The organism is Vibrio taketomensis (genome assembly GCF_009938165.1).
GTDB classification, from domain to species: domain Bacteria; phylum Pseudomonadota; class Gammaproteobacteria; order Enterobacterales; family Vibrionaceae; genus Vibrio; species Vibrio taketomensis.
This window is the reverse complement of the sequence record NZ_AP019650.1, coordinates 1,125,482-1,148,019: the sequence shown is the minus strand read 5'-3', so window position 1 is coordinate 1,148,019 and position 22,538 is coordinate 1,125,482. Positions and strand designations below refer to the sequence as shown.

Sequence of the window (22,538 nt, the reverse complement as noted above, 5' to 3'; positions counted from 1 at the left end):
AGGAGCGTATAAAGACCTCAGCATACGCCATTGTATCCGTTTGGCATGGGCTTAGCTTCAGTCAATCTGAATATTCCAATTTAGTTGTGAATTCAGAGCGCTATTCAGTGGGTGATGATATTGAAGTTGCTGTTGATGTACGCAATAGTTCAGCAGTCGATGGTTACGAAGTTGTTCAATGCCACATTTCGCAAACGGGCACTTCAACGACACGACCTAAGCGCGAGCTCAAAGGCTTTGCAAAACAGTTTATCGCAGCAGGTGAGGAAACTAAGGTTTGCTTTACCATTAAGGCAGATGAACTAGCGTTTTACGGGAATCAATGATCGTTTTGAGCAAGAAGCAACACAATTACAGATCTTTGTCGGTACCGACTCCAACACGAGTATGAGGATGTGAAGTAAGTACTAACAATTAGTCTGAATAGAAACCATATCCAATAGGGTAGCTGAGGTCACAAAGGGTGGATAGCCATGATCAGCCATATTGACCATATCGTGCTTACTGTTGCTGATATCGAACGGTCGGTCAGCTTTTATCAGCGGGTGTTATGCATGGAAGCGGTGACGTTTGCTAATGGCCGCCGAGCGTTAAAATTTGGTCAGCAGAAGATCAATTTGCAGCTTTTGGGGCAAGAGCCGAGAAATATTGCCAATGTAGGCTCAGGCGATGTGTGCTTAATCACCAATTGGCCGCTGGCTGACGTTATTGAGCATCTACAGAAAGAAAAGGTTGAGATTATCGAAGGGCCAGTAGAAAAGTCGGGGCTGTTGGTGCAATTCACCGGTATATTTGTTGATCCGACAAAATCTGATTGAGATCAGCGTTCATCCTAGTTGAGAATATCGATCATATAGAAAGCCCTGCTTACACAGCAAGGGCTTGTTTATAGAATGGGTATATTAGTTACCCACTTTGCTGAGTTTCAACCAAGTATCAATCACTGTGTCTGGATTAAGTGATACTGAGCTGATGCCTTGTTCCATTAACCACTGAGCGAGATCGTCATGATCCGATGGGCCTTGGCCGCAAATACCAACGTATTTACCTGCCTTGGTGGCCGCTTCGATCGCCATTTTCAACATCGCTTTTACCGCAGGATTGCGCTCATCAAACAGATATGCCACATCGCCAGAATCGCGGTCTAGGCCGAGCGTTAACTGGGTCATGTCGTTTGAGCCGATTGAGAAGCCATCAAAGTGCTTGAGGAACTCCTCGGCTACCACTGCATTGGATGGTAATTCGCACATCATGATCACTTTAAGGCCCTGTTCCCCACGGCGCAGGTCAAATTTTGCCAAGAGATCAATCACTGCTGCGGCTTCATCGGTGGTGCGAACAAATGGGATCATGATTTCTACGTTTTTCAGCCCCATCTCATTACGCACACGTTTAATGGCTTGGGTTTCAAGCCCAAAACAAGGCTCAAAGTCGGCCGCAATGTAGCGAGAAGCGCCACGGAAACCAAGCATTGGGTTCTCTTCATGTGGCTCGTAAGCTTTACCGCCAATCAGATTGGCATATTCATTGGATTTAAAGTCAGACATGCGCACAATGACACGTTTTGGCCAGAATGCGGCGGCGATAGTGGCAATTCCTTCGGTCAGCTTGCTGACGTAAAACTCGACGGGGTCTTTATAGCCACGAATATGTTGCTTGATTTGGGCTTTAAGTTCATCCGATTGAGCCTCGAAGTTAAGCAGGGCTTTAGGGTGAATGCCAATCATTTTGTTGATGATAAATTCAAGTCTTGCCAGACCGACCCCTTCGTTTGGGATTTGGGCGAAATCAAACGCGCGATCTGGGTTACCGACGTTCATCATCACTTTGGTAGGGAGGAGCGGCAGCTCATCGACCGCAGAGCGTTTTACTTCAAAATCGAGCTCACCTTTATACACATAGCCGGTTTCGCCTTCAGCACAAGAAACGGTCACCGTGCCACCGTCAGCCAGTGCCTCAGTTGCATTACCACAACCGACGATCGCAGGAATACCAAGTTCACGTGCGATGATGGCTGCATGACAAGTTCGGCCACCGCGGTTAGTCACAATGGCTGAGGCTTTTTTCATGACTGGTTCCCAGTCTGGGTCCGTCATGTCAGTGACGAGCACATCACCATCTTGCACCAGTGACATTTGATCGAGTGAGTCGACCAAACGCACCGGACCTGTTCCGATACGTTGACCAATCGCGCGGCCTTCAAGCAAAACTTCCGCTTTATTGTTCAACTCGTAGCGTTCGATGACGTTTTGCTGGCTTTGCGAACATACCGTTTCTGGGCGTGCTTGTACGATGTATAGCTGCCCATCAATGCCATCTTTTGCCCATTCAATGTCCATCGGGCGCTGATAGTGTTTTTCAATGATCAGCGCTTGTTTGGCCAATTCTTCGATTTCGGCATCGTTGAGTGAAAACTGGTTACGTTCATGCTCATCGGTATCAATAATTTCAACTTGTTTGCCAATCTCTGGATTTGGTGAGTAGATCATTTTGATCTGTTTTGAGCCAAAGGTCTTTTTAACGATCGAATGGTGACCCGCTTCCAGCATTGGTTTGTGGACGTAGAATTCGTCTGGGTTGACCGCCCCTTGCACCACCATTTCGCCTAAGCCCCAAGAAGAGGTAATAAAGACCACTTGGTCAAAGCCGGACTCGGTATCAAGGGTAAACATGACGCCAGAAGAGGCTTTGTCAGAGCGCACCATGCATTGAATCCCTGCCGATAATGAGATGCCACGGTGGTTAAAGCCTTGGTGTACACGGTAGGAAATTGCACGGTCATTAAATAGTGAAGCGTAGACATGTTTGGTTGCTTCGAGCACCGCATCGATGCCTTTGACGTTAAGAAATGTTTCTTGTTGGCCTGCAAAAGAAGCATCAGGAAGGTCTTCAGCCGTGGCAGAAGAGCGAACTGCCACCGACATTTCAGGCTTGCCGGCAGTCAGTTCGGCGTAATTATCACGAATATCTTGTTCTAAATCTGTGGGGAAAGGCGCATCTAGTACCCATTGACGAATTTGTGCGCCAGTTTTGCGCAGTGCGTCAACGTCTTCAACATTGAGTTGGTCAAGAAGTTGATGGATTCGTTCATCAAGTCCGTCATGATCGAGAAATTGGTTAAAGGCATAAGAGGTCGTAGCAAAACCGTTAGGCACGGAGACTCCGGCTTTGGCAAGGTTGGAAACCATTTCACCGAGTGAGGCATTTTTACCACCGACCTTATCAACATCTTCCATGGATAGGCCATTGAACCATAGGGTATTGTTTTGCATATCTTTCTCCAGATTGCAGCATTTAGCGTAGGGTTTTATATGGCAAACGTTTGGCTGAAAATTGAAAAATTTTTTAACATTTTTTTCAAAGCTGTGCTCAGCGTTATAGTCTGTTCGAGTTATTTATTTGTATTATGGAGTCATCCTAATCAAATAAATTTTAAAGCTTAAATAAAACATGCAAAACAATAGTCAAAGACGTGATGTATTCTACGTTTCTGATGGTACAGCCATAACATGTGAAACTTTAGGGCACGTTGTTCTGGGTCAATTTTCTTTCACGCCAAATGAAAAAACCTTTCCCTTTGTGGAAAGTGAGGAAAAGTTGAACAATGTGTTAAAAGAGCTGCATGTGTCTTATGCGCGTAGTGGGGAAAAGCCTTTAGTGTTTTTCTCTATTGTGGTGCCCGAATTAAAGACATTGCTACTGGAGGCTCCGGCTCATTGTTACGATGTTCTTGAGAGTGTGGTGCAAAAAGTTGAGCGAGATACGCAATTAACGCCGGTGCCAAAAATGCAGCGCTCACGTAGTGTGGGTAAAGATTCTGATAGCTATTTTGATCGCATAGCAGCCATTGAATATACCTTGGCTCATGATGACGGCATTACCCTCAAAGGGCTGGAAAAAGCCGACATCATTTTGCTTGGTGTGTCACGCAGCGGAAAAACACCGACCAGTCTCTACATGGCGATGCAGTTTGGTTTAAGGGTGGTGAATTACCCGTTTATTGAAGAAGACATTCAGCGTTTACGACTGTTGCCGGAGTTTGAGATTCATCGCCACAAGCTATTCGGGCTCACCATTGATGCAGAGCGTTTAACTGAGATTCGCGAGAGTCGATTGGCGGGGAGTGACTATGCAAGTACAGAGCAATGCTTGGCTGAGCTGGCCGGGGTTGAAGCGTTATTTCGCCGTGAAGCTATTCCCTATATCAATACCAGTCGTTTATCGGTGGAAGAGATCTCGACGCGAATTTTGGAAAAATCAGGCTTGAGACGGCGTTTACTCTGAACGAAGATAGGTTGGTATATAATTTAGAGTAGTTTGGGATGTAGGTATGAGTGAAATGGAAAAGGTCGTCGATCTCAATCGCTGGCAAAAGGCCCACGTAAAATCGCAAGCAGAGCTCAAAACATTGTTTGAAGAACTCGGTGCGCTTTATCAGACGGAGCCTTTTGCTGATGTGAACAAGCGTCTTGCGAGATTGGAGCAACTAAAACTGGCGTTGTTGCGCCATCAAGCTGATTTAGAGAAAGCCCTTAGCGAAGATTTTGGTTATCGCTCCGAGTTCGATAGCGTGATTTGTGATTTGTTGCCTGCCATCGAGCATATCAATTATACCGCGAAACATTTGAGCAAATGGATGAAGCCCTCTGGACGCCGAGCCGGTTTAATGCTCAGCCCGTCAAAACTTGAAGTGGTGTATCAGCCACTGGGTGTGATCGGGGTGATTGTGCCATGGAATTTTCCAATATTTCTTAGCATAGGGCCAATCGCAACGGCCATTGCAGCGGGTAACCGAGTGATGGTGAAGTTGAGTGAGTATACACCTGCTACCAATCAAATCTTAAGCCAAATTCTGGCAACGCTTGAATCCCACGTATTTGTTGTTGAAGGTGAAGTGGACATTGCGCAGTACTTCTCTCAACTGCCATTTGATCATTTATTGTTTACTGGGTCGACAACAGTCGGTCGCTTGGTTGCACAACAGGCGGCGAAGAACCTGACACCAGTCACGCTTGAATTAGGCGGTAAATCACCGGTGATCATCGCGCCAGATGCGAATTTAAGCAAAGCTGTTGATACAATTTTAATGGCAAAATCGCTGAATGCGGGGCAAATCTGTGTAGCACCTGACTATGTGCTGTTGCCAGAAACGTTGCAGCAGGAGTTTATTGACCTCTATTTAGAGCGGTTTAAGCAGCTCTTTTTAACGACTTCGCGCCCAATGACAAGCATCATTAATCAACGCCAGTATGACCGTTTACAAGGATATATCGAGGAAGCCAAGGAAAAAGGGGCGACCATCCATACACTTGATTGGTTAACGGAGGAGCGAGTAATGCTCCCGCACTTGATTACTAACTTAAGTGATGGGATGGCGGTGATGAATGAAGAGATTTTCGGACCGATATTGCCCATCGTCGGTTATCGTCATATTCATCAAGTGTTCGAATATATCGAGAATAAGCCAAGACCATTAGCGATGTACCTGATGAGTCAAGACAAAGCATTGATTGAACAAGTACGTAATCAAACCCACAGCGGCGGTCTATGTATTAACGATGCGCTAATGCATGTGTCTGCGAAGGATGCGCCATTTGGCGGTATCGGACAATCGGGTATGGGGCACTATCATGGCATTGAAGGTTTTCGCACCTTTTCTAAAGCCAAAACCGTATTGACCACGCCATATTGGTTACCTCGCAGTCGTTACTTGATGGAATATCAAGACAAGTTTAAGCACCTGCTTTCTCGTTTCTTGCTGCGTTAATTGGCAGATCTCGGGATAAAAAAAGCCCCAACCTAGGTAACGGGATTGGGGCAAATAAACGCACTTTATTGTTATATTTGAGCTGATTTACTTTCTATTAATTCAATGGCTAAGGTGCATCAGAAATCACTTCTGGTGCGTAGTGCTGAGGACCTAGTTTTGCCACTTCAGGAATAATGGTGGCGATAGTCATGGTTGACCAAGTACCTGCCACAATACCGATAAACATGGTGACTGAGAAACCGTATAGTGGTTCACCACCAAGTAGCCATAGCGATACGACAGAAATCAATGTTGTGCCAGAGGTGATTAATGTACGTGATAGCGTATTAAGAATCGCCTGGTTGTTTAGCTCAGCAATTGGCAGTTTCACATTGGCTTTAAGCAACTCACGAATACGGTCAGAGATGATGATCGAGTCATTGAGCGAGTAACCCAGCACCGCCAACAGTGCCGCCAATACGGTTAGGTTGAACTCCAAACCAGTAAAAGCGAAGAAACCAAGCAAAATGAATACGTCATGTAGCAGTGCCAGCAAAGCACCTGATGCTAAACGCCATTCAAAGCGGAAGCTTAGGTAAGCCAGAATCACCATTAGGGTGATAAGTACCGCCAAGCCACCTTGCTCAGCTAATTCTTGGCCTACCTGTGGACCCACTAAACTAACGTTAATCATTTCAACGTGTTTAGAAAAGCTCTCGAGTAGTGGCTTGATCTCAGGTTGCTGTTGTAGGTTTTCCGGTGCCGCGTAGCGAAGCATCCATTGGCCTTGATCACCAGTCGATACGACCGATACCGGTTGGTGTAGCGCCGCTTCCAATTTTGCTTGAATTTGTGGGCCTGTCAGTGTCTGGTCGAGGCGTACTTCGCTGATCATACCGCCGGTAAAATCTAGACCATAGTTAAGGCCTTTGGTCGCCAGCATGAAGATCGATGCAATAATAAAAAAGCACGATAGCAGAGTGCCGGCATGACGCCATTTAGTTAGTTTGCTCATTTTAGTCATTGTTATACCCTCACACCACGACGTGAATCTTTACCCCAAAAAATATTGATCACCGCACGGGAAGCGAAAATGCCGGTGAACATACTGGTCAATAGACCAAGACCCAGAGTTAAGGCAAAGCCTTGGATTGGGCCATTACCAATCGCATACAGCGTTGCTGCAGAGATTAGGGTAGTGATGTTTGAGTCAAGAATAGTGGCAAAAGCGCTGCTAAAGCCAAGGTCAATGGATTGCGCCATACTGCGACCTTCGCGAAGTTTTTCTTTAATTCGTTCAAAGATAAGCACGTTGGTATCGACCGCCATACCGATGGTCAGTACCAAACCTGCAATGCCTGGTAAGGTCAGTACCGCTCCTGGTAGCAGAGCAATGAGACCCAATAGCATCACCATGTTGATCACGAGAGCAAGGTTTGCCACCCAACCTAGTTTGCGATACCACACCGCCATAAATAGCAGCGTTAAGCTCAAACCTAGTGCCAGTGCTTCAAAACCATTTTTGATGTTTTCAGCACCAAGAGATGGGCCAATGGTACGTTCTTCAACGATAGTCACTGGCGCAGTGAGTGAGCCTGCGCGAAGTAACAACGCAAGATTTTGCGCATCAGCAAGTTGACCAACACCTGTAATTCTAAAGCGGTTGCCCAACTGAGATTGGATAGTTGCAACACTAATGATGGTATTAGATTGTTCAACATGGCCTTTCGCATCGCGGCTGTATTCGCTATAGCCAGTCGCCATTGGTTTACCGATGTGTTTACCTGAGAAGTCAGACATCATTTTGCCGCCAGCAGAATCCAGCGTGATGTTAACCTCAGGCATACCCATTTCACCCATTCCAGCTCGAGCATCAACGATGTGCTCACCACTTAGAACTGGTTTACGCACTACGTGGATAGGGCGACCATCTTGGTCAGGAATGGTAATCGTACCGACAGAACGCTCTGGTTTTACTTCGTAGAACGCAAGGCTTGCTGTCGCACCAATCACATTTTTCGCTGCTGCTGGATCTTGCACACCTGGTAGCTCAATACGAATACGGTGCTGACCTTGACGTTGTACCGCAGCTTCGGTGATGCCTAGTTCTTCAATACGGCTACGCATGGTTTGCAAGTTTTGCTGTACAGTGAGGCTTGTTAGTGTGTTTTCTTCATTTTCAGATAGCGCCATGGTGAGGTTAAGATCGCCGTCACCTCGTACAACCCATTGTGGAAATTGTTCACGCACATATTGACGAATTTCTGCCACAGCGTCTTCGCTTGGTGCTTTGATCTCAAGGATTGAGTCGTGACTGACGTCAACACGCACACCACGAATACGTTCTTCTCGTGCAAAGTTTTTGATTGAGTCTTGGGCTTGCTCGGCATGCGAATGGAACACCTCATTCATATCTACATCAAGCAAGAACTGCACGCCACCACGTAAATCTAGACCAAGTTTGATTGGTTTAAAGCCCATTTCCAGTAGCCATTTAGGCGCAGCTGGAACCATAGCTAATGTCACGATGTCGTTTTCAGGCACCAGATTGGAGATCAGCTCTTTGGCATGGTTTTGATCGGTCGCATTGGCGAGAACAATGGTCGTATGACCATCTTGTTGTGAAACACGAGCGACGCTCATGCCCTCAGATTCAAGTTTTTGTTTGATGGTTACAACAGACAGAGGGGCGTCTTTTTGATCAACGATAACCGCTGGGTCTTCACCAAACCAAGACGGTAAGGCGCTTAACAACATGATGATGACTGTGGCGACGAGTACCACATATTTCCATGCTGAATAATGGTTCAGCACGGTTCGATTGGTTTTCTTTTTATGCATAACATTCTTCTCTTTGGCTCAGGCCAATAGGAGTGCAATATCAAGTTCCATCACTCGGCCTAAGCGATATACGCGTAATACGAGGCGGGATGGAAATTCAAATAGCGCATCTGCTCAATCACAAGCATGATCGATAGATGTGCGAGTTCGCAGCTGCTTTAACACAGCGAAGAAGGTTAGGCGTCGGCTTGGGCGATAAACCGATAGATGATATTGGACTCTTTCCATCCGGCGATCCGGTGGAGAGTGGAAGGAGGGTTCAATGTCCAATCGTGCCAATGGTCAAGTGCGAGGTATACTCGCCAAACCAATGCAGAAGTAACAGACTGACTAAAATCAAACACCAATTCATAAGTTGGTTCTGCTTCGTGCAAACGTTCCGGAACAAACGAACCATTGCGCAAGATAGAAGCGAGACTTGGTGCTAAGGATTTTGCGGGCGCACGCTGCTCAACGTCAAATCGTCGAGATTCAGGTGAAGAATCTCTATTTTCAGCTGGTGGTGCTTGGGTATCATTTAAGTGGTTATCACTTATAAATGTATCAGTGAAGGCTGGAGAAAAAGAGATTGATGGGGCATGATTTGCACTGGCGATACCCGCGAATAAACAGGCGAGCAGAAGGCTAAGCATAACGCTTATCATTCGGCCTTGTTTAATCCACAGTCGGTTCATACCAATTCTCTATTCACTGATCGTCGCTATCATAAGCGCGGAATTGGAATTCAACAAGTGGCTAAATGGCATATAAATGCATTAATTTTTAACCGCAAACGTTATCGTTGCGTTGCACGACAAAGGTAGCCGAATGTAAATAAGGAAAATACGGATAACGTCGCAAAAAATTGCTCCGCCTTTTGGGGTTTACTTTGCACGGGAGTTGGCGCAATCTGCGGTCTTCTATACTTAAGTCCAATTAGCCAAAAAACGTAATTCAAATGTCTCTACATTCAATCAAATTTATCGCTTCAGATATGGACGGCACACTGCTTGATGCCTCTTCTCAGCTCAATCCAGAGTTTTACGATGTTTACCAGCAGTTAAGCGAGCAAGGCATCATCTTTGCAGCCGCTTCTGGTCGTCAATTCGCTAGCCTTGAGCAAACTTTTGCGCCAATTAAAGATCAAATGATGTTTATCGCTGAAAATGGCACGGTGGTAATGCATCAAGGTAAAGAGCTATATAGTTGCGCGCTAGGAGAGGGCGTTGCCCACGCCGTGATTCGCGTTACACGAGAGATTGAAGGCGCTTATATTGTTCTGTGCGGTAAGCGAACGGCCTATATTGAGACGCAAGACCCTCGAGCATTGGCGGAGATTTCTAAGTATTACCACGAGTGTCAGTACGTAGAAGATTTACTGCAAGTCGACGATGAGTTCATCAAAATTGCGATTTGCCATTTTGATGGTACTGAGGCCTTAGTTTATCCGAGCCTAAATGAACATTTTGGTGCGGATAATCAAGTGGTAGTGAGCGCTCACATTTGGTTGGATGTAATGCATGCAGACGCGTCTAAAGGCGCTGCAATCGAACATTTGCAGAAAACATTGGGCTTCACCCATGAGCAAACCATGAGTTTTGGTGACTACTTTAATGATGTGGAAATGCTGAAATCGAGTTACCACTCATATGCAATGGAAAATGCACACCCAGAAGTGAAAAAACTCGCTCGCTATAGTGCCCCAAGTAATACCGATAACGGTGTTCTTACCGTGATTAAGCAAAAGGTGCTTAATGTCGAGTAAGGCTTCAAAAATAAAAAGCCCCCGCCAGTATCGCGGGGCTTTTTTTATCCAATTTTCGTCATTTCATGCACGACAAAACTTTCAACCGCACCATCGGTGGCAGCGAGGTAACGTTCAATGTGTGAATTCGCCATATGCTGTTGCCATAAATCACGATCTACCCAGTTTTCATAAAACAAAAATATAGCTGGGTTGGTATTGTCTTGATGCAAATCGTAGTTAACACACCCCTCTTCATTACGAGTGAATTCAATTAAGTTCAACAGCTCTTGTTTGACCAAATCGATTTGGTCTGGTTTTGATACGATGTGAGCGACGATAGTTAAGTAAGCCATAATTGTCCTTTTGCTATTCGATGTTTAAGAGATAAGGCTTTTAATCATGTGTAAGTCTAGATGATGAAATGATAATTGAGAGCCAAATTACTCGCGAAACTGGATGCGATATTGTGTAGGAGATATGCCAACAATTCGCCTAAAGTGATGGCGCATGCTCACGACATTGTTAAAGCCTACTTTTCTTGCCTACTAAGACTATGCGCAGAGTTTAATCTGACTGTAATCGTCATGCATAAAATGCATAGTTAACCTGACAAAATGTCATTGGATGTTTTGTTTTTGCAACCATACACTCCGCGCTCTTTTAACTTCAGGACTCAGTATGTTCTCTCAATCTTTGGCTGCTCAGCTAACCCGAATGGCGTTACTGCTTGGTATTACGCTGGTTGCGGTTCATCACTGCGAACCTTTGCTTGAGCTACTCGCTCAACAAGCGGTTGATATGGGCTGCCATCAAAGCAGTTCAGAAGGACACTCTTCTCATTCTCATCATCATTAAGGTTGTCATGAGTATTTTTCGTTTTCCACTATTAGTGTGGTTAGGGATCGGTATTCTGATCACTAGCCTAGGTATCCGACAGTCATTTGGTATTTTCATGATGCCAATTTCAGAGCACTTTGGTACCGGCCGTGAATTTTTTAGCTTTGCTATCGCACTGCAAAATCTTTTGTTTGGTGTTTTCCAACCATTTATTGGTATGGCGGCAGATAAGTTCGGATCGAAACGCATTATCTTTTTAGGTGCACTTTCTTATGCGTTAGGTTTGTACTTCACATCGATTACGGCTGAATCCAGCATGTTATACCTGACTTTAGGGGCATTAGTTGGTTTGGGTCTAAGTGCGACAAGTTACGTGATTGTGCTTGGTGCAGTCGCTAAAGTCGTACCCGCAGAGCATGCGGCAAAAGCATTTGGTTTAACCACCGCAGCGGGATCATTTGGCATGTTCGCGATGATCCCAGGCGCGCAATACCTGTTGAATGATTTTGGTTGGCAACACGCGCTGCAAGTGTTTGCAATGTTATGTACCGTGATGATGGCACTGAGCATGTTTATGAAAACGGCCAAGCCAGCGGGCGTACAAGCGACGACTCAAGCAGCCAATGACATCACTCTTTCTCAAGCAATAAAAGAGGCGTTTAGCCACCGCGGCTACTGGTTGATTCATGCGGGTTTCTTTGTTTGTGGCTTCCACGTGATGTTTATTGCCACCCATTTGCCAAGCTATTTAGCCGATAAACACCTCCCAGCGTCGAGTGCGGCAATGGCACTTGCCTATGTTGGTATCTTTAACATCTTCGGCTCTTACTTTTGGGGCGTGATGGGTGACAAATTCAATAAGCGTTACGTTATGTCTGCGCTTTATTTGATGCGTACAGTCGTGATTGCTGGATTTGTATCACTACCAATTACTGAGCACACCGCTGCTATTTTTGGTGGGGCAATTGGCTTTTGTTGGTTGGGTACCGTGCCACTGACTTCAGGTCTAGTTCGTCAGATTTTTGGTGCTCGTTACCTGTCAACCTTGTATGGTTTAGTGTTCTTTACTCACCAAGTTGGCAGCTTCTTGGGCGCTTGGGCGGGTGGCCGAATTTATGACTATTACGGCAGTTACGAGCCAATTTGGTGGTCAACCGTGGTATTGGCATTTGTAGCAGCACTGCTGCATATTCCAATCAACGATAAACCAGTTGCGCGTCTGGCTGCGGCTTGATAGCAAAGCTGGTCTGAAGACGATATGCGTTTGATTAAAAGCGCATAATTATTAAGCGTAATAAAGAGAGCTGGGTTATACTCAGCTCTCTTTCCTTTTCTTGTAGAATTCATCGATGATTTCTGAGTGGTTCACGTCAGAAGCGCTTTTGGCTGCGTTTCTTATTTTCGTTGGCGCTTTTGTACAAACCTCAATTGGTTTTGGGCTTGCTATTGTTGCCGCACCGCTACTTTTCTTAGTTTCTCCTGATTATGTGCCGGCACCTATCGTATGGCGCTTTTCATCTCTATTCTTAATGCCATGAAATATCGCAGCAATATCGAAATTGGCGGGCTTAAAATTGCGTTAATGGGACGTATTCCGGGCTCTATTGCTGGTGGTTTGTTGCTGCTGTATGTGTCTGGTGATGTCTTGGCATTGTGGCTAGGCGTATTAGTGCTGCTTGCGGTTGTTATTAGCCTGATGCCGTTTCGTATTGAACCAACGCCAACACGTATGGGCATTGCGGGTTTTCTTTCTGGATTCTTCGGCACCAGCTCGGCGATCGGTGGCCCGCCAATGGCGCTACTGTTGCAGCACCAAGATGCGGATAAATTGCGCGGAAATCTATCGGCATTTTTTGTCTTTAGTTCTATGATTTCGCTTGCTGTTCAAGCTCCCGTTGGTTTTCTAACTTTGCATCACTTATGGATCACGATTCCACTTATTCCGGCGGGTTGGGCCGGGTATCAATTAGCTCGCATGACAACTGGCTCCTTACCCAAAGAAAAGATTCGTTTAGGGGCATTGATGCTATGCTCAATAAGCGGAGCAACTGCGGTTTGGCAGGGTATTGCGGCGATGTGATTCATGTTAGGTTCATGAACACTATGAATACTGGTTGGCTGAGTATAACCACTAAAGTAAGAAACAAAGAGGCAATTTACATGCGTACACTAGGTAACATCATTTGGTTTATTTGTGGTGGTGTAGTGATGGGCTTAGCATGGTGGCTAGTAAGTTTGATCGCGTTCATCAGTATTATTGGCATTCCATGGGGCAGGGCTTGTTTTGTCATCGGTAAGTTCTCTTTCTTCCCATTTGGCCAAGAAGCGATTTCGCGCAATGAGTTAACCAATGAGATAGATATTGGTACCAGTCCATTCGGTATTGTCGGTAACATCATTTGGTTCTTCGTAGCCGGTATTTGGTTGGCAATAGGCCATATTCTGTCTGCGGTAGCGTGTTTCGTTACTATCATCGGTATTCCATTTGCGCTGCAACACTTGAAACTTGCGGTGATTTCATTGGCACCCATTGGTCAGACAATCGTTTCTAAAGAAGAAGCAGCGGCAGCCCGCTACTCACTAAGAAAGTAATCTAGCGCCATTTACTGAATACAAACTGAAAAACGCCACGTTGAGTGGCGTTTTTTATTGTCATGTACAGCATCGAATCAGGTAATGGGCATCACTTACTTGTTGTTGAACTGTCGATTTGGTTAGTAAGCATGAATGCCATATTCACGTAAGCGGCTTGGTAGAATCTGATCGAGTTTATCTATCTCATCAACAAACAGTTCAATTAAGGAAAATTGGTATTGTTGGTAGATTTGGCGTACGCGATCGATCTCGTTGTCAGACAATGGGCCATGCTCGTCACCCCAATACTGAATATACACTTTTCCGCTCGGCAGATAGAAATCACTGAGTTGATCTTGTTCGATAGGGAGTTGTCGATCGTAGGCATGCACAATGCCGTTCATATATAGCCAGTTATCGATAATTAATTCGGCTTGAGTGCGAACATAATGCCCATCTAACGTGCGATGTTTAGCCGCGAATTTGTGCTGAAAACTAGCAAAAGATTTATCTGTCGCATTGGCGTCAGCATCTTGCCCCCGATATTCAACCACACTTTGTCTGAGACGTTTATTGCGTACGATGGTTTCATGCCAAGTGACAAAATGCTGCTCACTCTCACTATCCACTTTTTGCTGCGCACCATGTGTCAGCCCTGTTGGAGTGACCATCCAGCCTTGTTCGGTTTTTTGTATCCACCCGAGTTCACTTAATAGCTGATTGATACGTTTAGCGCTAAGGTTAAGCCGTTGACCTAATTGAGTGGCAGAGAGGTGCTTACTACTACTCAGTTGCTCGTCAATTAACAGATTGGCAGGCCAAACAATAAACTGACCAAACTTGCTATGTTGAACGTACTCACCACCAAATTTAGCGCCGATTTCAGTCAATACCCAACTCTCATCGCTGCGATTGATGTATCCCGCTCGCTTTAATTGATTAAACAGCTCTTTCGCGCTGCACTCTCTCAGCTTTGCGAGCTGTGAGGTGGAAATTTTAGATTCACTCATCGTCTTTCCTTAAGAGTTGGGCAAGCTATATTCTCGCAGTCCATGCTTGCGATACCTAATGAATTTTTCTTTCAGGGTGAGGTTATGAGGCTAGTATCACCACGATGGATCGCGGGGTTAAAAAAAAGAAGGCAGAGCCTTCTTTCATTGATTGAGAGTCACTACATAGCAAAAGCGCTAAAACTCACCTGATTACGACCTGCGCCTTTGGCTTTATACAAAGCTCTCTCGGTGTAGCAGAGTGTTTCTTGATGGGTGTTTTCAACCAAACCACCGCCAATACTTACGGTATAAGGGACGGTGAGTTCGCCAATTCTTACTGGGTTTTTCTCAATGAGCTGGCGCAATTCGTCACATTTGGTCAGTGCATCGGCTTTATCATGTGCATGAAACAGCAAACTGAATTTATTAATACCATCTCGAGCTAAGCTGATCGCCCTCGGTTTAGGGAAACAGGTTTGCATCAACTCGGCAGTCGAAATAATAATTTTGTCGGCACATTGAGAACCATGATGATTCAGGATTTGCTCGAAAAAGTCGATCTCCAGTTGCGCGAAATAGATGTTTTCAGAATGTTGGTGACAATCAATAGAAGCATTCATGGTGTGCTGACTATCGAGTTTGGTCATCACATCTTTACTCATTAGGCTCTTGTGTAATAACAGGTTACAAAGCGCTACTTCACTGTAACCGCGGATCATGTGAATAATCGTGCTGCTGCATGGAAACCAAGTTTGAATATAGATGACGCCAACTAATTCGGTGTTATTACGCAGTGGAATGGCGTAGTGATTGCTGCGAATTTGCAATTTAGCCGCGAGTGGATCAGCCAATTTTTTACTGATCATGTGAATTTTGCTGTAAACCAATTGCTGCGCAAGTTGCTTGTCACACAGCACCACTCGATTGTTTCCATGGAAATCCACTACCGAGAATTGACCGTGTTGCTCACTGTATAAACAAAGCTGCACGCCTTTATGTGGAATAAAACGGTCAATGACAGAACGCAACTGGCGTTTAAAACCTGTGATATCACTCTGTCCATTTAATGTTGAGAGCGAGCGACCGAGTTGTTTAGACAAATAGCCTAGTGCGCCAGCAATGTAGAGTAACGACAGAATAAACAACGCAGTGAGTGCGAATTGAGAAGACGCAGTGAAAAACTCTGAGCGGTTTGTGCCTGCGATAAATACCCAATCAAACTCATTGTTGGCATCAAATATCGATACTTTATGTTCCGAGCGGTATAAGTACTCGTGCTCTGCAAAGCTAATCCCCGAATCAAGCATGCCATCGATGCCACTTTCATAGCTTAAAGAAGGCGTGCCAATGCGGTTCGGATCCGGGTGGAAAACCAATCGACCTGTATGGCGATCAACCACAAACACGTAGCCACTGTCTAGCGTACGTAATCCACGTAGGCTTTGTGTGGTGTGTTTTAGATCGAACTCTAGCCAGATCTGTTGAATTGCGTTTGGTGTGTATCTTACGGCAAACACCCAATTTCCTGGTGACTTTTCATAAAGAGATGAAATCGCGACATTCGCCGAGAAAGCGATTAATGGCGTCCAAAGAATGTGCGAGTTTTTCTCTGTATTCGTAGGCAGCATTTGTGCCGAGCGGTATTGTCCAGTCTCTTGGTTTACGTGAATGATATCTGCGTAGATAGGGGAGTGTTTTAGAATTTCGCGCGCAGTAATATCAAACTCTTTGATTGATTTTGCATTGTCGAGCAAGAATAGTTTGCTCGATGCGGCTTCTACTTGAGCGGAAACAAGATGAGCGGCCGTGTTCAAATTCGCAATAGATTGAGATTGAGCATTGTGCTCAGAATGCTTCATTTGTTGATATGCAAGATAAAGCATACATAGTGATAGAAGGATTACGTACGGTTTGATGCTTCTTGTGACGAACTTAGGTAAAGCCATGATGTGAATTGCTAAAATATGACTAAATATTGTGATTTATGTCGTATTTTAAATTGATCTATTCAAATTAGCAATCCGTGCTACAGGCACAAGGACATAAGAATTAAGCATCAAGCTGTATCGATTTATATACAACTTGATGCTTTTTAGTTTATAGCTTGGCTGCTGTTGCTGATGAGAAAAAAATCGCGATTGAAACTGGCTCTAAAACGATACTCTTTTTATCCACGGCCTTATGCATACTCGTACCACTTGTGTTGCATATCATGGTCCATTTTTGCCCGGTTTTATTCGGTAAACTAAACCTGGCGGGAGCATCGGTTTGGTTTATCGCGTAGAACAGCTCATCACCATCGTCATCAATTCCCATATGTAAGCCCACAGCCGTCACTTTGTTCCAATCTTCATGACTGAGAGCATTGCCGTCGAGCTGGCGCCAATAGACTCGGTTATCGTTGCGTGTCTCTCCGCTAAATGCATCGATAAACGGCAGCATATATTGCTCCCGCGCGGCAGCCATTTTGGCTAACCAATCTCGGAATGATTGCTTACGATCGTCGAGTTGCCAGTCAAGCCAACTCGTCGGATTGTCTTGGCAGTAGGCGTTGTTATTGCCCTTTTGGGTGTGAGATAGCACATCAGCAAATAATATGTGCGGAATACCAAAGGAAAACAGCAAAGTCGCCATAAAATTACGCTTTTGCTTTTCACGTAGCTCGATGATCAACGGGTCGTCAGTTTCCCCTTCCTTGCCATAATTGGCGGAACGGTTATCGCCATGACCATCCCGGTTTTGCTCACCATTACTCTCATTGTGCTTAGACTTGTAAGAGACTAAATCTTGCAAACAAAATCCATCATGATAAGTGATGTAGTTAACGGTAAGGCGATAAGGCCAATTAGCTGCACTATAAAAATCTCTCGAGCCCATCATGCGGGTCGCCAGTTCAGTGAGAAAGCCCTGGTCGCCACGCCAGAAGCTGCGGCTAATATCACGTAGGCGATCATTACATTCACTCCAACCAAATGGGAAATTACCTACTTGATAACCGTTAGGACCAATATCCCAAGGCTCGGCAATCAGTTTGACCTGTTTAAGAATCGGGTCTTGTGCCACTGCCTTAAAAAAGGCGCTATTGGGGTTAAATTGATCGCCTTCTCGGCCTAATGTCGCGGCGAGATCAAAGCGGAAGCCATCAATGTGAAATTCATTCACCCAGTATCGCAGGGTGTCCATGACGAGGTTTAAAGCCGGTTGATAAGTAAGGTCAACGGTGTTGCCACAACCGGTATAGTTAGCCAAGTGCTGACCATGGGTTAAGTAGTAATGTTTATCTAAGCCGCGCAAATTAAAGGTAGGGCCATCTTGACCGCCTTCTGCGGTATGGTTGTAGACCACATCTAATATGACTTCGATACCTTGTCTATGCAGTTCTCGCACCGCAGTTTTCAGTTCTTGAACGGCGTCTTTTGCTGCGTAGCGAGGATCGGGTGCCATAAACAAATAAGGGTTGTAGCCCCAATAATTTACTTTTCCCATATCAAGCAAATGGGGTTCATGCATACAGACGGCAATGGGCAAAAGCTGCAAGGTATTAATGTTTTGCTGCTGGTAGAAGTTCAACATCGCTTCGCTAACCAAGCCGAGATAAGTACCTTGTTGTTCGATTGGCACTTCAGGATTGAGTTTAGTGACGCCTTTTACGTGAGTCTCATAGATCACCATTTCTTGCTTTGGTCGTTTAGGCGAACAAACGCCTTGCCAGTCAAATTGGTCACTGGTCACGACACATTTGGCAAGTTGAAAACTTTTACGAGCATTAAAAGGAGGAGTGTAATGCAAAGGCTGATCGATCGCCTTGGCATAAGGATCGGCTAAGTAGTGCTCCTGTCCTTTGATGATGGTGATGTACCCATAACGTTGCCCTGCTTGTATATCAGGGACGAATGTATGTTTTATTCCCGCGTATTCGTGTTTGAGCGGGTAGGTTTGACGCTGTCCTTGATGGTCAAAAAGGGCAAGTCGAATATCATCACAATCAGGTGCATAGATTGAAAAATTACAACCCTGTGGAGCTAAAGTTGCACCGAGAGGATATGGGCTAGAAACGGCTGTTGTCATAGTTATCATTGGTTACCAATGCAGTACAAGCGCGAATTGCTGTGACTTTTCTCGTTCTATTTTTATAGTCGCTAACAATGGGTGCTTATCGTTATTATCATTGTGCTTACGTCGTTGTAAATGAGAGCGCTTTTGGTCGTTCTCATCCATATATTCATAATAGTGAACTATAGGACATTAGCTTTGACAAAAATTTGTTCATTCCCCAAGAAATACGTTTATAAACAGTGATCCACCTCCAATAATTTAGGTTTTTAGAGAGACAAATTCGCTGGGATAGATCGTTGCAGGTGGTGAAAAAATATTCGCGAATTGAGTGCAAACTATACGTGGTGGCGTAATTAAAAACAAAAGCAAAATTTTGTGTGGAAAAGTCATTAAAGATAAAACAATAAAAAACAGCGTGTTAAATGGATTTGTTGCTGGTAATGATTCTCAACATTACTCTAACGCTTTGACTCTTTTAGTCCGTTATCTACGCTTAAAAGTAACGTTAAGCCAAATGAAAGGAGAACATAATGGCGACTTTTAAGCAGGATATCCCAAATCGAGTCACGGTTTACCATGATGATATCGAGCAAGAGAAAGCACTGAAAAACGCATTAGCACCAGAAAAACCTCGTTACTTCAACGGCTCACCTACTTATCAGGCAGAAAGCGTCGATGCTTTTAAGCAACGCCTTGAAGACATTGGAATGTCGATTGAAAAATAAAGCTTAGCACCCGGGCCACTATTTCTTTAGTGGCCTTTTTGTTTGACAGAATCCCATCCTTTCAGTACCAATAAACCTAGGTGTTAGTCAAAGCAGTGGTATATATGGAATTGTCAGTTGGGGAAGTTGCGAAGCGAACGGGTGTGAAGGTTTCCGCATTACACTTTTACGAGCAAAAAGGCCTCATATACAGTTGGCGTAATGAGGGTAACCAAAGACGTTATGATCGCAGCGTGATACGTCGTGTGTCGGTAATCAAAGCAGCGCAACAAGTGGGTCTATCACTGGAGGAGATCGCTAGCGCGTTTGAATCTTTACCTAAACACAAGGCACCTTCCAATAAGGAGTGGCGTGAGATGGCTACTGCTTGGCGCGATCAACTTGAGCATCGCATCAATCAGTTGAAAGCACTGCAAAGTGACCTTGATGGGTGCATCGGTTGTGGTTGTTTATCACTTGATAGTTGTAATCTTAGAAACCCAGACGATGAGCGAGCGAAAGCGCACATTGGTGAGTCGCTGCTAACCAATCCTGAAGATCCTCTTTAACTCATTGATATGTTGAAAGCAAACGCACACGACAAAACCTATATGCTCAGTAGGCGTAACTCGAATAGGAAGACGAATTTTTGCTATCGAGTCGAGTGTAAGTTCTGCTAATGTAGCGCAATCGAATTGGGATGGAAAAGGCAAGTATGAACACGGTTGATCAAGTTGGTCGCTCGGCTTTAATTGTTGAAGGCGGAGCGATGCGTGGTGTATTTTCCTGTGGAGTTTTGGACCATTTTTTAGCGGAAAACTTCTCTCCATTCGATAGCTTTTGGGGTGTCTCTGCTGGTGCTAGTAATTTAGCCGCTTATCTGGCAAAAATGCCTAAGCGCAACCTCAAGATCTATCTTGATTACAGCCGCAGAAAAGAATTTCTCAGTCTACGCCAATATTTGCGTGGTGGTGATTTTATGGATCTCGATTGGATGTGGAAAATCACGCTTGAAGAGTTGGGGATCGACAAACAGGCTCTGCAGGCAGATTCACGTCCGTTTTTTATGGTCGTGACCGATCGTAACTCTGGTAAAGCTTGTTATCCCACACCAAACGTTGAGATTTTAGCGGACACGATGAAAGCATCGAGCGCATTACCCATACTATATCGCCATGGTGTTGAACTCGACGGTCAGCGCTATGTTGATGGTGGTGTTGCTGACGCTTTACCCGTCGCTGAAGCGATTCGTCGAGGGGCGAAAAAGATCATGTTACTGCGTAGCCGTCCGCAGAGTTATCGTAAAGGGGCGGATAAACATAAAGCGTTACTAAAATATTTGTTGCGTGATACTCCTGATTTGATACCTGCGATGCTGACGCGTTCTGAACGTTACAATCAGAGTTTGGAACTGATTGCCAACCCTCCGCAAGGGGTGGAGATCATCCAAATTTGCCCACCAGAAGAGTTTAAACTTAAGCGCTTAAGCCAAGATTGTCGTTCATTAGAGCAAGCATACGAGTTAGGTTTAACGACAGGTAAAGCTGCGATTACTCGTTGGCAGCAAGGTTAACGTTGATGAGCCTTTAGCAGTTGGAGCAATTCTTCGATACTTTCTTGAATTGACTTACCTGCAGTGTCGATTTTAACCAAATTGATGCTGTTTGAGTTCCAAGGATGGTATTCACGATCAACTACCTGTTGCCAACTGGGTAGTATAAGATTGGTCACTTCACTGACGCGTTCTTCTACCCTCTGTTTGTGCTCGGTTTTATCACTACAGCGTACTTCGATATTGATAAATTGGGCGTTTAGATTGTTTGCAACGTCTTGCCATTCTTCGCGAGTTAACTCGATCGGATTGCAGCTGTCGGCAATCACACTGTTGCCCAGTTCGAGATTGTCACTGGCGACACGATAACTGAGCCGATAGCCTTCACCTTCTACTTTAAACTGACATAAGTCACGGATGCCCTGTTCGACCGTGTCGATACGCAGGTAGCTAGCCTTGGTTACTCGGGCTAGGGCTTTAGCCAATGTTGATTTTCCGCTGCCCGGCAAACCAGAGAAAATGTACAAAATAGGTGAGGTCATTTCAGTTGCTCCGCCGCAATTTTTTCCAACAAAAAGTCGATTAATACACGGACTCGTTTGGCTTTTTGCGCGTCTTTATGGAAGTAAACATACAGGCCAACGTAATCGTACCAATAGGACTCAAGTATAGGGACTAACGCGCCTGTTTCTAGGTGTTTTGCTACTATAGGCTCGATAATTCGGCATAAGCCGATGCCATTTAGTGCTGCGTCAATGAGAAGATCGGTGTCATTGACTATCAGAGCTGTATTGGTGGCAACAGTGACGGTTTCACCCTCCACATTTAAGCGTAGTGGGGCTAATTGATGGGAAGTAATAAACCGGTATTGAATAAACTTATGTTGACGCAGTTCATCCACGTTGGTGGGAACGCCGTGTTGAGCAAGGTAACGTGGTGAGGCAAATAGCGCTTCAGGCTGATTGGCTGTGAGTGGGCGCGCAATCATGCCATCTTCAACTTTGTCACCAAAGCGAATTCCGACATCAAAACCCTCAGTAAGAATGTCTACAGTGGCATCAGAAACCGAGATCTCAAGTTCTATTTCTGGATAGCGTTGGCAAAATTCGCTGTAGATTGGTGCTATGTAAATTTGGTAAGCAAAACGCGGCATAGTAATGCGCAGTTTGCCCGATGGTACTTTGCTTAGGTCACTCACGCTTTCAAGCGCTAAACTCAGTTCATCCATTGAATCTTTGGTGCGCTCAAACAGTTGTTGCCCTGCTTGGGTCAATTCGATGCGACGGGTGGTACGAGTAAATAGTGGTAGTCCGAGGCTCTCCTCCAATGACTTTAACGCTTGGCTGACCGACGGTGGTGCAATCTCTAGTTTGCGTGCAGCACCCGAAATACTGCCTTCACCAACGATGGTGTGAAACATCATAAGCTGATTATAAGTGGTACCGTTCATTTGCAGATAACTCGCCTTTTAGAGGTTATTGTTAGTCTATAGCTAATAATTATTTAA

Annotated in this window: 21 protein-coding genes and 1 pseudogene; 12 read left to right on the top strand and 10 right to left on the bottom strand. The window is 45.0% G+C overall.

Annotated features, from left to right (window positions below; translation table 11 throughout):
* Nucleotides 1-107: 107 nt before the first annotated feature.
* Both Vt282_RS20980 and Vt282_RS18975 read left to right on the top strand, forming a co-directional pair.
* Nucleotides 108-326, top strand: a complete 219-nt coding sequence (locus Vt282_RS20980) for a fibronectin type III-like domain-contianing protein (RefSeq protein WP_232055212.1) — start codon at nt 108-110, stop codon at nt 324-326.
* A gap of 147 nt (nt 327-473) precedes the next feature.
* On the top strand, nt 474-818 hold the full coding sequence (locus tag Vt282_RS18975; RefSeq protein WP_415663457.1) for a VOC family protein: 345 nt from the start codon (nt 474-476) through the stop codon (nt 816-818).
* An 84-nt stretch (nt 819-902) separates the two neighbouring features.
* Here the strand turns inward: Vt282_RS18975 and ppsA are convergent, their stop codons facing one another.
* Nucleotides 903-3,272: a phosphoenolpyruvate synthase gene (gene ppsA / locus Vt282_RS18970; RefSeq protein ID WP_162064404.1), complete on the bottom strand. Its 2,370-nt coding sequence runs from the start codon at nt 3,270-3,272 to the stop codon at nt 903-905.
* Nucleotides 3,273-3,450: 178 nt separating this feature from the next.
* Here ppsA and ppsR point away from each other — a divergent pair, with 178 nt between their 5' ends.
* Together ppsR and Vt282_RS18960 are read left to right on the top strand one after the other, a co-directional pair.
* Nucleotides 3,451-4,284 (top strand): posphoenolpyruvate synthetase regulatory kinase/phosphorylase PpsR, encoded by an 834-nt coding sequence (gene ppsR, locus Vt282_RS18965; protein ID WP_162064403.1) that lies wholly within the window; start codon nt 3,451-3,453, stop codon nt 4,282-4,284.
* Nucleotides 4,285-4,339: 55 nt separating this feature from the next.
* Nucleotides 4,340-5,767 carry a coniferyl aldehyde dehydrogenase gene (locus tag Vt282_RS18960; protein WP_162064575.1) on the top strand — a complete coding sequence of 476 codons (1,428 nt, stop codon included), beginning with the start codon at nt 4,340-4,342 and terminating at the stop codon, nt 5,765-5,767.
* 109 nt (nt 5,768-5,876) lie between these two features.
* Here Vt282_RS18960 and secF read toward each other — a convergent pair whose 3' ends face one another.
* The 3 genes from secF to Vt282_RS18945 form a co-directional block, all read right to left on the bottom strand.
* Nucleotides 5,877-6,773, bottom strand: coding sequence for a protein translocase subunit SecF (gene secF, locus Vt282_RS18955; RefSeq protein WP_162048462.1), 897 nt, complete (start codon nt 6,771-6,773; stop codon nt 5,877-5,879).
* A gap of 2 nt (nt 6,774-6,775) precedes the next feature.
* Complete coding sequence (gene secD / locus Vt282_RS18950; RefSeq protein ID WP_162064402.1) at nt 6,776-8,590, bottom strand: protein translocase subunit SecD; 1,815 nt, start codon at nt 8,588-8,590, stop codon at nt 6,776-6,778.
* A 176-nt stretch (nt 8,591-8,766) separates the two neighbouring features.
* The gene (locus Vt282_RS18945; protein WP_232055211.1) at nt 8,767-9,264 is read right to left on the bottom strand and encodes a hypothetical protein; all 498 of its coding nucleotides are present in this window, start codon (nt 9,262-9,264) and stop codon (nt 8,767-8,769) included.
* Between the two features lie 263 nt (nt 9,265-9,527).
* Between Vt282_RS18945 and Vt282_RS18940 the strand changes: the two genes are divergently transcribed.
* A complete protein-coding gene (locus Vt282_RS18940) occupies nt 9,528-10,334 on the top strand; it encodes a Cof-type HAD-IIB family hydrolase (RefSeq protein WP_162064401.1) in 807 nt (268 codons plus the stop codon).
* 44 nt (nt 10,335-10,378) lie between these two features.
* Here Vt282_RS18940 and Vt282_RS18935 read toward each other — a convergent pair whose 3' ends face one another.
* Nucleotides 10,379-10,669 carry a putative quinol monooxygenase gene (locus Vt282_RS18935; protein ID WP_162064400.1) on the bottom strand — a complete coding sequence of 97 codons (291 nt, stop codon included), beginning with the start codon at nt 10,667-10,669 and terminating at the stop codon, nt 10,379-10,381.
* A 325-nt stretch (nt 10,670-10,994) separates the two neighbouring features.
* On the opposite strand from Vt282_RS18935, the gene Vt282_RS19940 reads away from it, so the two are divergent.
* From Vt282_RS19940 to Vt282_RS18920, 4 genes and pseudogenes are all read left to right on the top strand, one after another.
* A complete protein-coding gene (locus Vt282_RS19940; RefSeq protein ID WP_167515616.1) occupies nt 10,995-11,171 on the top strand; it encodes a hypothetical protein in 177 nt (58 codons plus the stop codon).
* 7 nt (nt 11,172-11,178) lie between these two features.
* On the top strand, nt 11,179-12,387 hold the full coding sequence (locus Vt282_RS18930; RefSeq protein WP_162048458.1) for an MFS transporter: 1,209 nt from the start codon (nt 11,179-11,181) through the stop codon (nt 12,385-12,387).
* 115 nt (nt 12,388-12,502) lie between these two features.
* Nucleotides 12,503-13,233, top strand: a pseudogene (locus Vt282_RS18925) (sulfite exporter TauE/SafE family protein).
* Between the two features lie 80 nt (nt 13,234-13,313).
* Nucleotides 13,314-13,745: a YccF domain-containing protein gene (locus Vt282_RS18920; RefSeq protein WP_162064399.1), complete on the top strand. Its 432-nt coding sequence runs from the start codon at nt 13,314-13,316 to the stop codon at nt 13,743-13,745.
* A gap of 122 nt (nt 13,746-13,867) precedes the next feature.
* Here the strand turns inward: Vt282_RS18920 and Vt282_RS18915 are convergent, their stop codons facing one another.
* The 3 genes from Vt282_RS18915 to glgX form a co-directional block, all read right to left on the bottom strand.
* Nucleotides 13,868-14,737 carry a glycerol kinase gene (locus Vt282_RS18915; RefSeq protein ID WP_162064398.1) on the bottom strand — a complete coding sequence of 290 codons (870 nt, stop codon included), beginning with the start codon at nt 14,735-14,737 and terminating at the stop codon, nt 13,868-13,870.
* A gap of 161 nt (nt 14,738-14,898) precedes the next feature.
* A complete protein-coding gene (locus Vt282_RS18910; RefSeq protein ID WP_232055210.1) occupies nt 14,899-16,578 on the bottom strand; it encodes a sensor domain-containing diguanylate cyclase in 1,680 nt (559 codons plus the stop codon).
* Between the two features lie 238 nt (nt 16,579-16,816).
* Nucleotides 16,817-18,787 carry a glycogen debranching protein GlgX gene (gene glgX / locus Vt282_RS18905; protein WP_162064397.1) on the bottom strand — a complete coding sequence of 657 codons (1,971 nt, stop codon included), beginning with the start codon at nt 18,785-18,787 and terminating at the stop codon, nt 16,817-16,819.
* Nucleotides 18,788-19,305: 518 nt separating this feature from the next.
* Between glgX and Vt282_RS18900 the strand changes: the two genes are divergently transcribed.
* The 3 genes from Vt282_RS18900 (at nt 19,306) to Vt282_RS18890 (ending at nt 21,052) form a co-directional block, all read left to right on the top strand.
* A complete protein-coding gene (locus Vt282_RS18900) occupies nt 19,306-19,500 on the top strand; it encodes a hypothetical protein (RefSeq protein ID WP_162048452.1) in 195 nt (64 codons plus the stop codon).
* A 104-nt stretch (nt 19,501-19,604) separates the two neighbouring features.
* A complete protein-coding gene (gene soxR, locus Vt282_RS18895; protein ID WP_162048451.1) occupies nt 19,605-20,048 on the top strand; it encodes a redox-sensitive transcriptional activator SoxR in 444 nt (147 codons plus the stop codon).
* 146 nt (nt 20,049-20,194) lie between these two features.
* Entirely contained in the window at nt 20,195-21,052 is an 858-nt protein-coding gene (locus tag Vt282_RS18890; protein ID WP_162064396.1) for a patatin-like phospholipase family protein, read from the top strand.
* Here the strand turns inward: Vt282_RS18890 and Vt282_RS18885 are convergent.
* The gene (locus tag Vt282_RS18885) at nt 21,049-21,573 is read right to left on the bottom strand and encodes a P-loop nucleotide/nucleoside kinase family protein (RefSeq protein WP_162064395.1); all 525 of its coding nucleotides are present in this window, start codon (nt 21,571-21,573) and stop codon (nt 21,049-21,051) included. The two genes, Vt282_RS18890 and Vt282_RS18885, sit on opposite strands and share 4 nt — an antisense overlap.
* Nucleotides 21,570-22,481, bottom strand: a complete 912-nt coding sequence (locus tag Vt282_RS18880) for a LysR family transcriptional regulator (RefSeq protein WP_162048449.1) — start codon at nt 22,479-22,481, stop codon at nt 21,570-21,572. The genes Vt282_RS18885 and Vt282_RS18880 overlap by 4 nt, the downstream gene beginning before the upstream one ends.
* Nucleotides 22,482-22,538 lie beyond the last annotated feature (57 nt).

What these genes read in the sequence shown, in the direction of transcription:
- Vt282_RS18975 (WP_415663457.1), top strand. Translation starts at nt 474, where the DNA reads ATGATCAGCCATATTGACCATATCGTGCTTACTGTTGCTGATATCGAA.
- ppsA (WP_162064404.1), bottom strand. Translation starts at nt 3,272, where the DNA reads ATGCAAAACAATACCCTATGGTTCAATGGCCTATCCATGGAAGATGTT.
- ppsR (WP_162064403.1), top strand. Translation starts at nt 3,451, where the DNA reads ATGCAAAACAATAGTCAAAGACGTGATGTATTCTACGTTTCTGATGGT.
- Vt282_RS18960 (WP_162064575.1), top strand. Translation starts at nt 4,340, where the DNA reads ATGGAAAAGGTCGTCGATCTCAATCGCTGGCAAAAGGCCCACGTAAAA.
- secF (WP_162048462.1), bottom strand. Translation starts at nt 6,773, where the DNA reads ATGACTAAAATGAGCAAACTAACTAAATGGCGTCATGCCGGCACTCTG.
- secD (WP_162064402.1), bottom strand. Translation starts at nt 8,590, where the DNA reads ATGCATAAAAAGAAAACCAATCGAACCGTGCTGAACCATTATTCAGCA.
- Vt282_RS18945 (WP_232055211.1), bottom strand. Translation starts at nt 9,264, where the DNA reads ATGAACCGACTGTGGATTAAACAAGGCCGAATGATAAGCGTTATGCTT.
- Vt282_RS18940 (WP_162064401.1), top strand. Translation starts at nt 9,528, where the DNA reads ATGTCTCTACATTCAATCAAATTTATCGCTTCAGATATGGACGGCACA.
- Vt282_RS18935 (WP_162064400.1), bottom strand. Translation starts at nt 10,669, where the DNA reads ATGGCTTACTTAACTATCGTCGCTCACATCGTATCAAAACCAGACCAA.
- Vt282_RS19940 (WP_167515616.1), top strand. Translation starts at nt 10,995, where the DNA reads ATGTTCTCTCAATCTTTGGCTGCTCAGCTAACCCGAATGGCGTTACTG.
- Vt282_RS18930 (WP_162048458.1), top strand. Translation starts at nt 11,179, where the DNA reads ATGAGTATTTTTCGTTTTCCACTATTAGTGTGGTTAGGGATCGGTATT.
- Vt282_RS18920 (WP_162064399.1), top strand. Translation starts at nt 13,314, where the DNA reads ATGCGTACACTAGGTAACATCATTTGGTTTATTTGTGGTGGTGTAGTG.
- Vt282_RS18915 (WP_162064398.1), bottom strand. Translation starts at nt 14,737, where the DNA reads ATGAGTGAATCTAAAATTTCCACCTCACAGCTCGCAAAGCTGAGAGAG.
- Vt282_RS18910 (WP_232055210.1), bottom strand. Translation starts at nt 16,578, where the DNA reads ATGAAGCATTCTGAGCACAATGCTCAATCTCAATCTATTGCGAATTTG.
- glgX (WP_162064397.1), bottom strand. Translation starts at nt 18,787, where the DNA reads ATGACAACAGCCGTTTCTAGCCCATATCCTCTCGGTGCAACTTTAGCT.
- Vt282_RS18900 (WP_162048452.1), top strand. Translation starts at nt 19,306, where the DNA reads ATGGCGACTTTTAAGCAGGATATCCCAAATCGAGTCACGGTTTACCAT.
- soxR (WP_162048451.1), top strand. Translation starts at nt 19,605, where the DNA reads ATGGAATTGTCAGTTGGGGAAGTTGCGAAGCGAACGGGTGTGAAGGTT.
- Vt282_RS18890 (WP_162064396.1), top strand. Translation starts at nt 20,195, where the DNA reads ATGAACACGGTTGATCAAGTTGGTCGCTCGGCTTTAATTGTTGAAGGC.
- Vt282_RS18885 (WP_162064395.1), bottom strand. Translation starts at nt 21,573, where the DNA reads ATGACCTCACCTATTTTGTACATTTTCTCTGGTTTGCCGGGCAGCGGA.
- Vt282_RS18880 (WP_162048449.1), bottom strand. Translation starts at nt 22,481, where the DNA reads ATGAACGGTACCACTTATAATCAGCTTATGATGTTTCACACCATCGTT.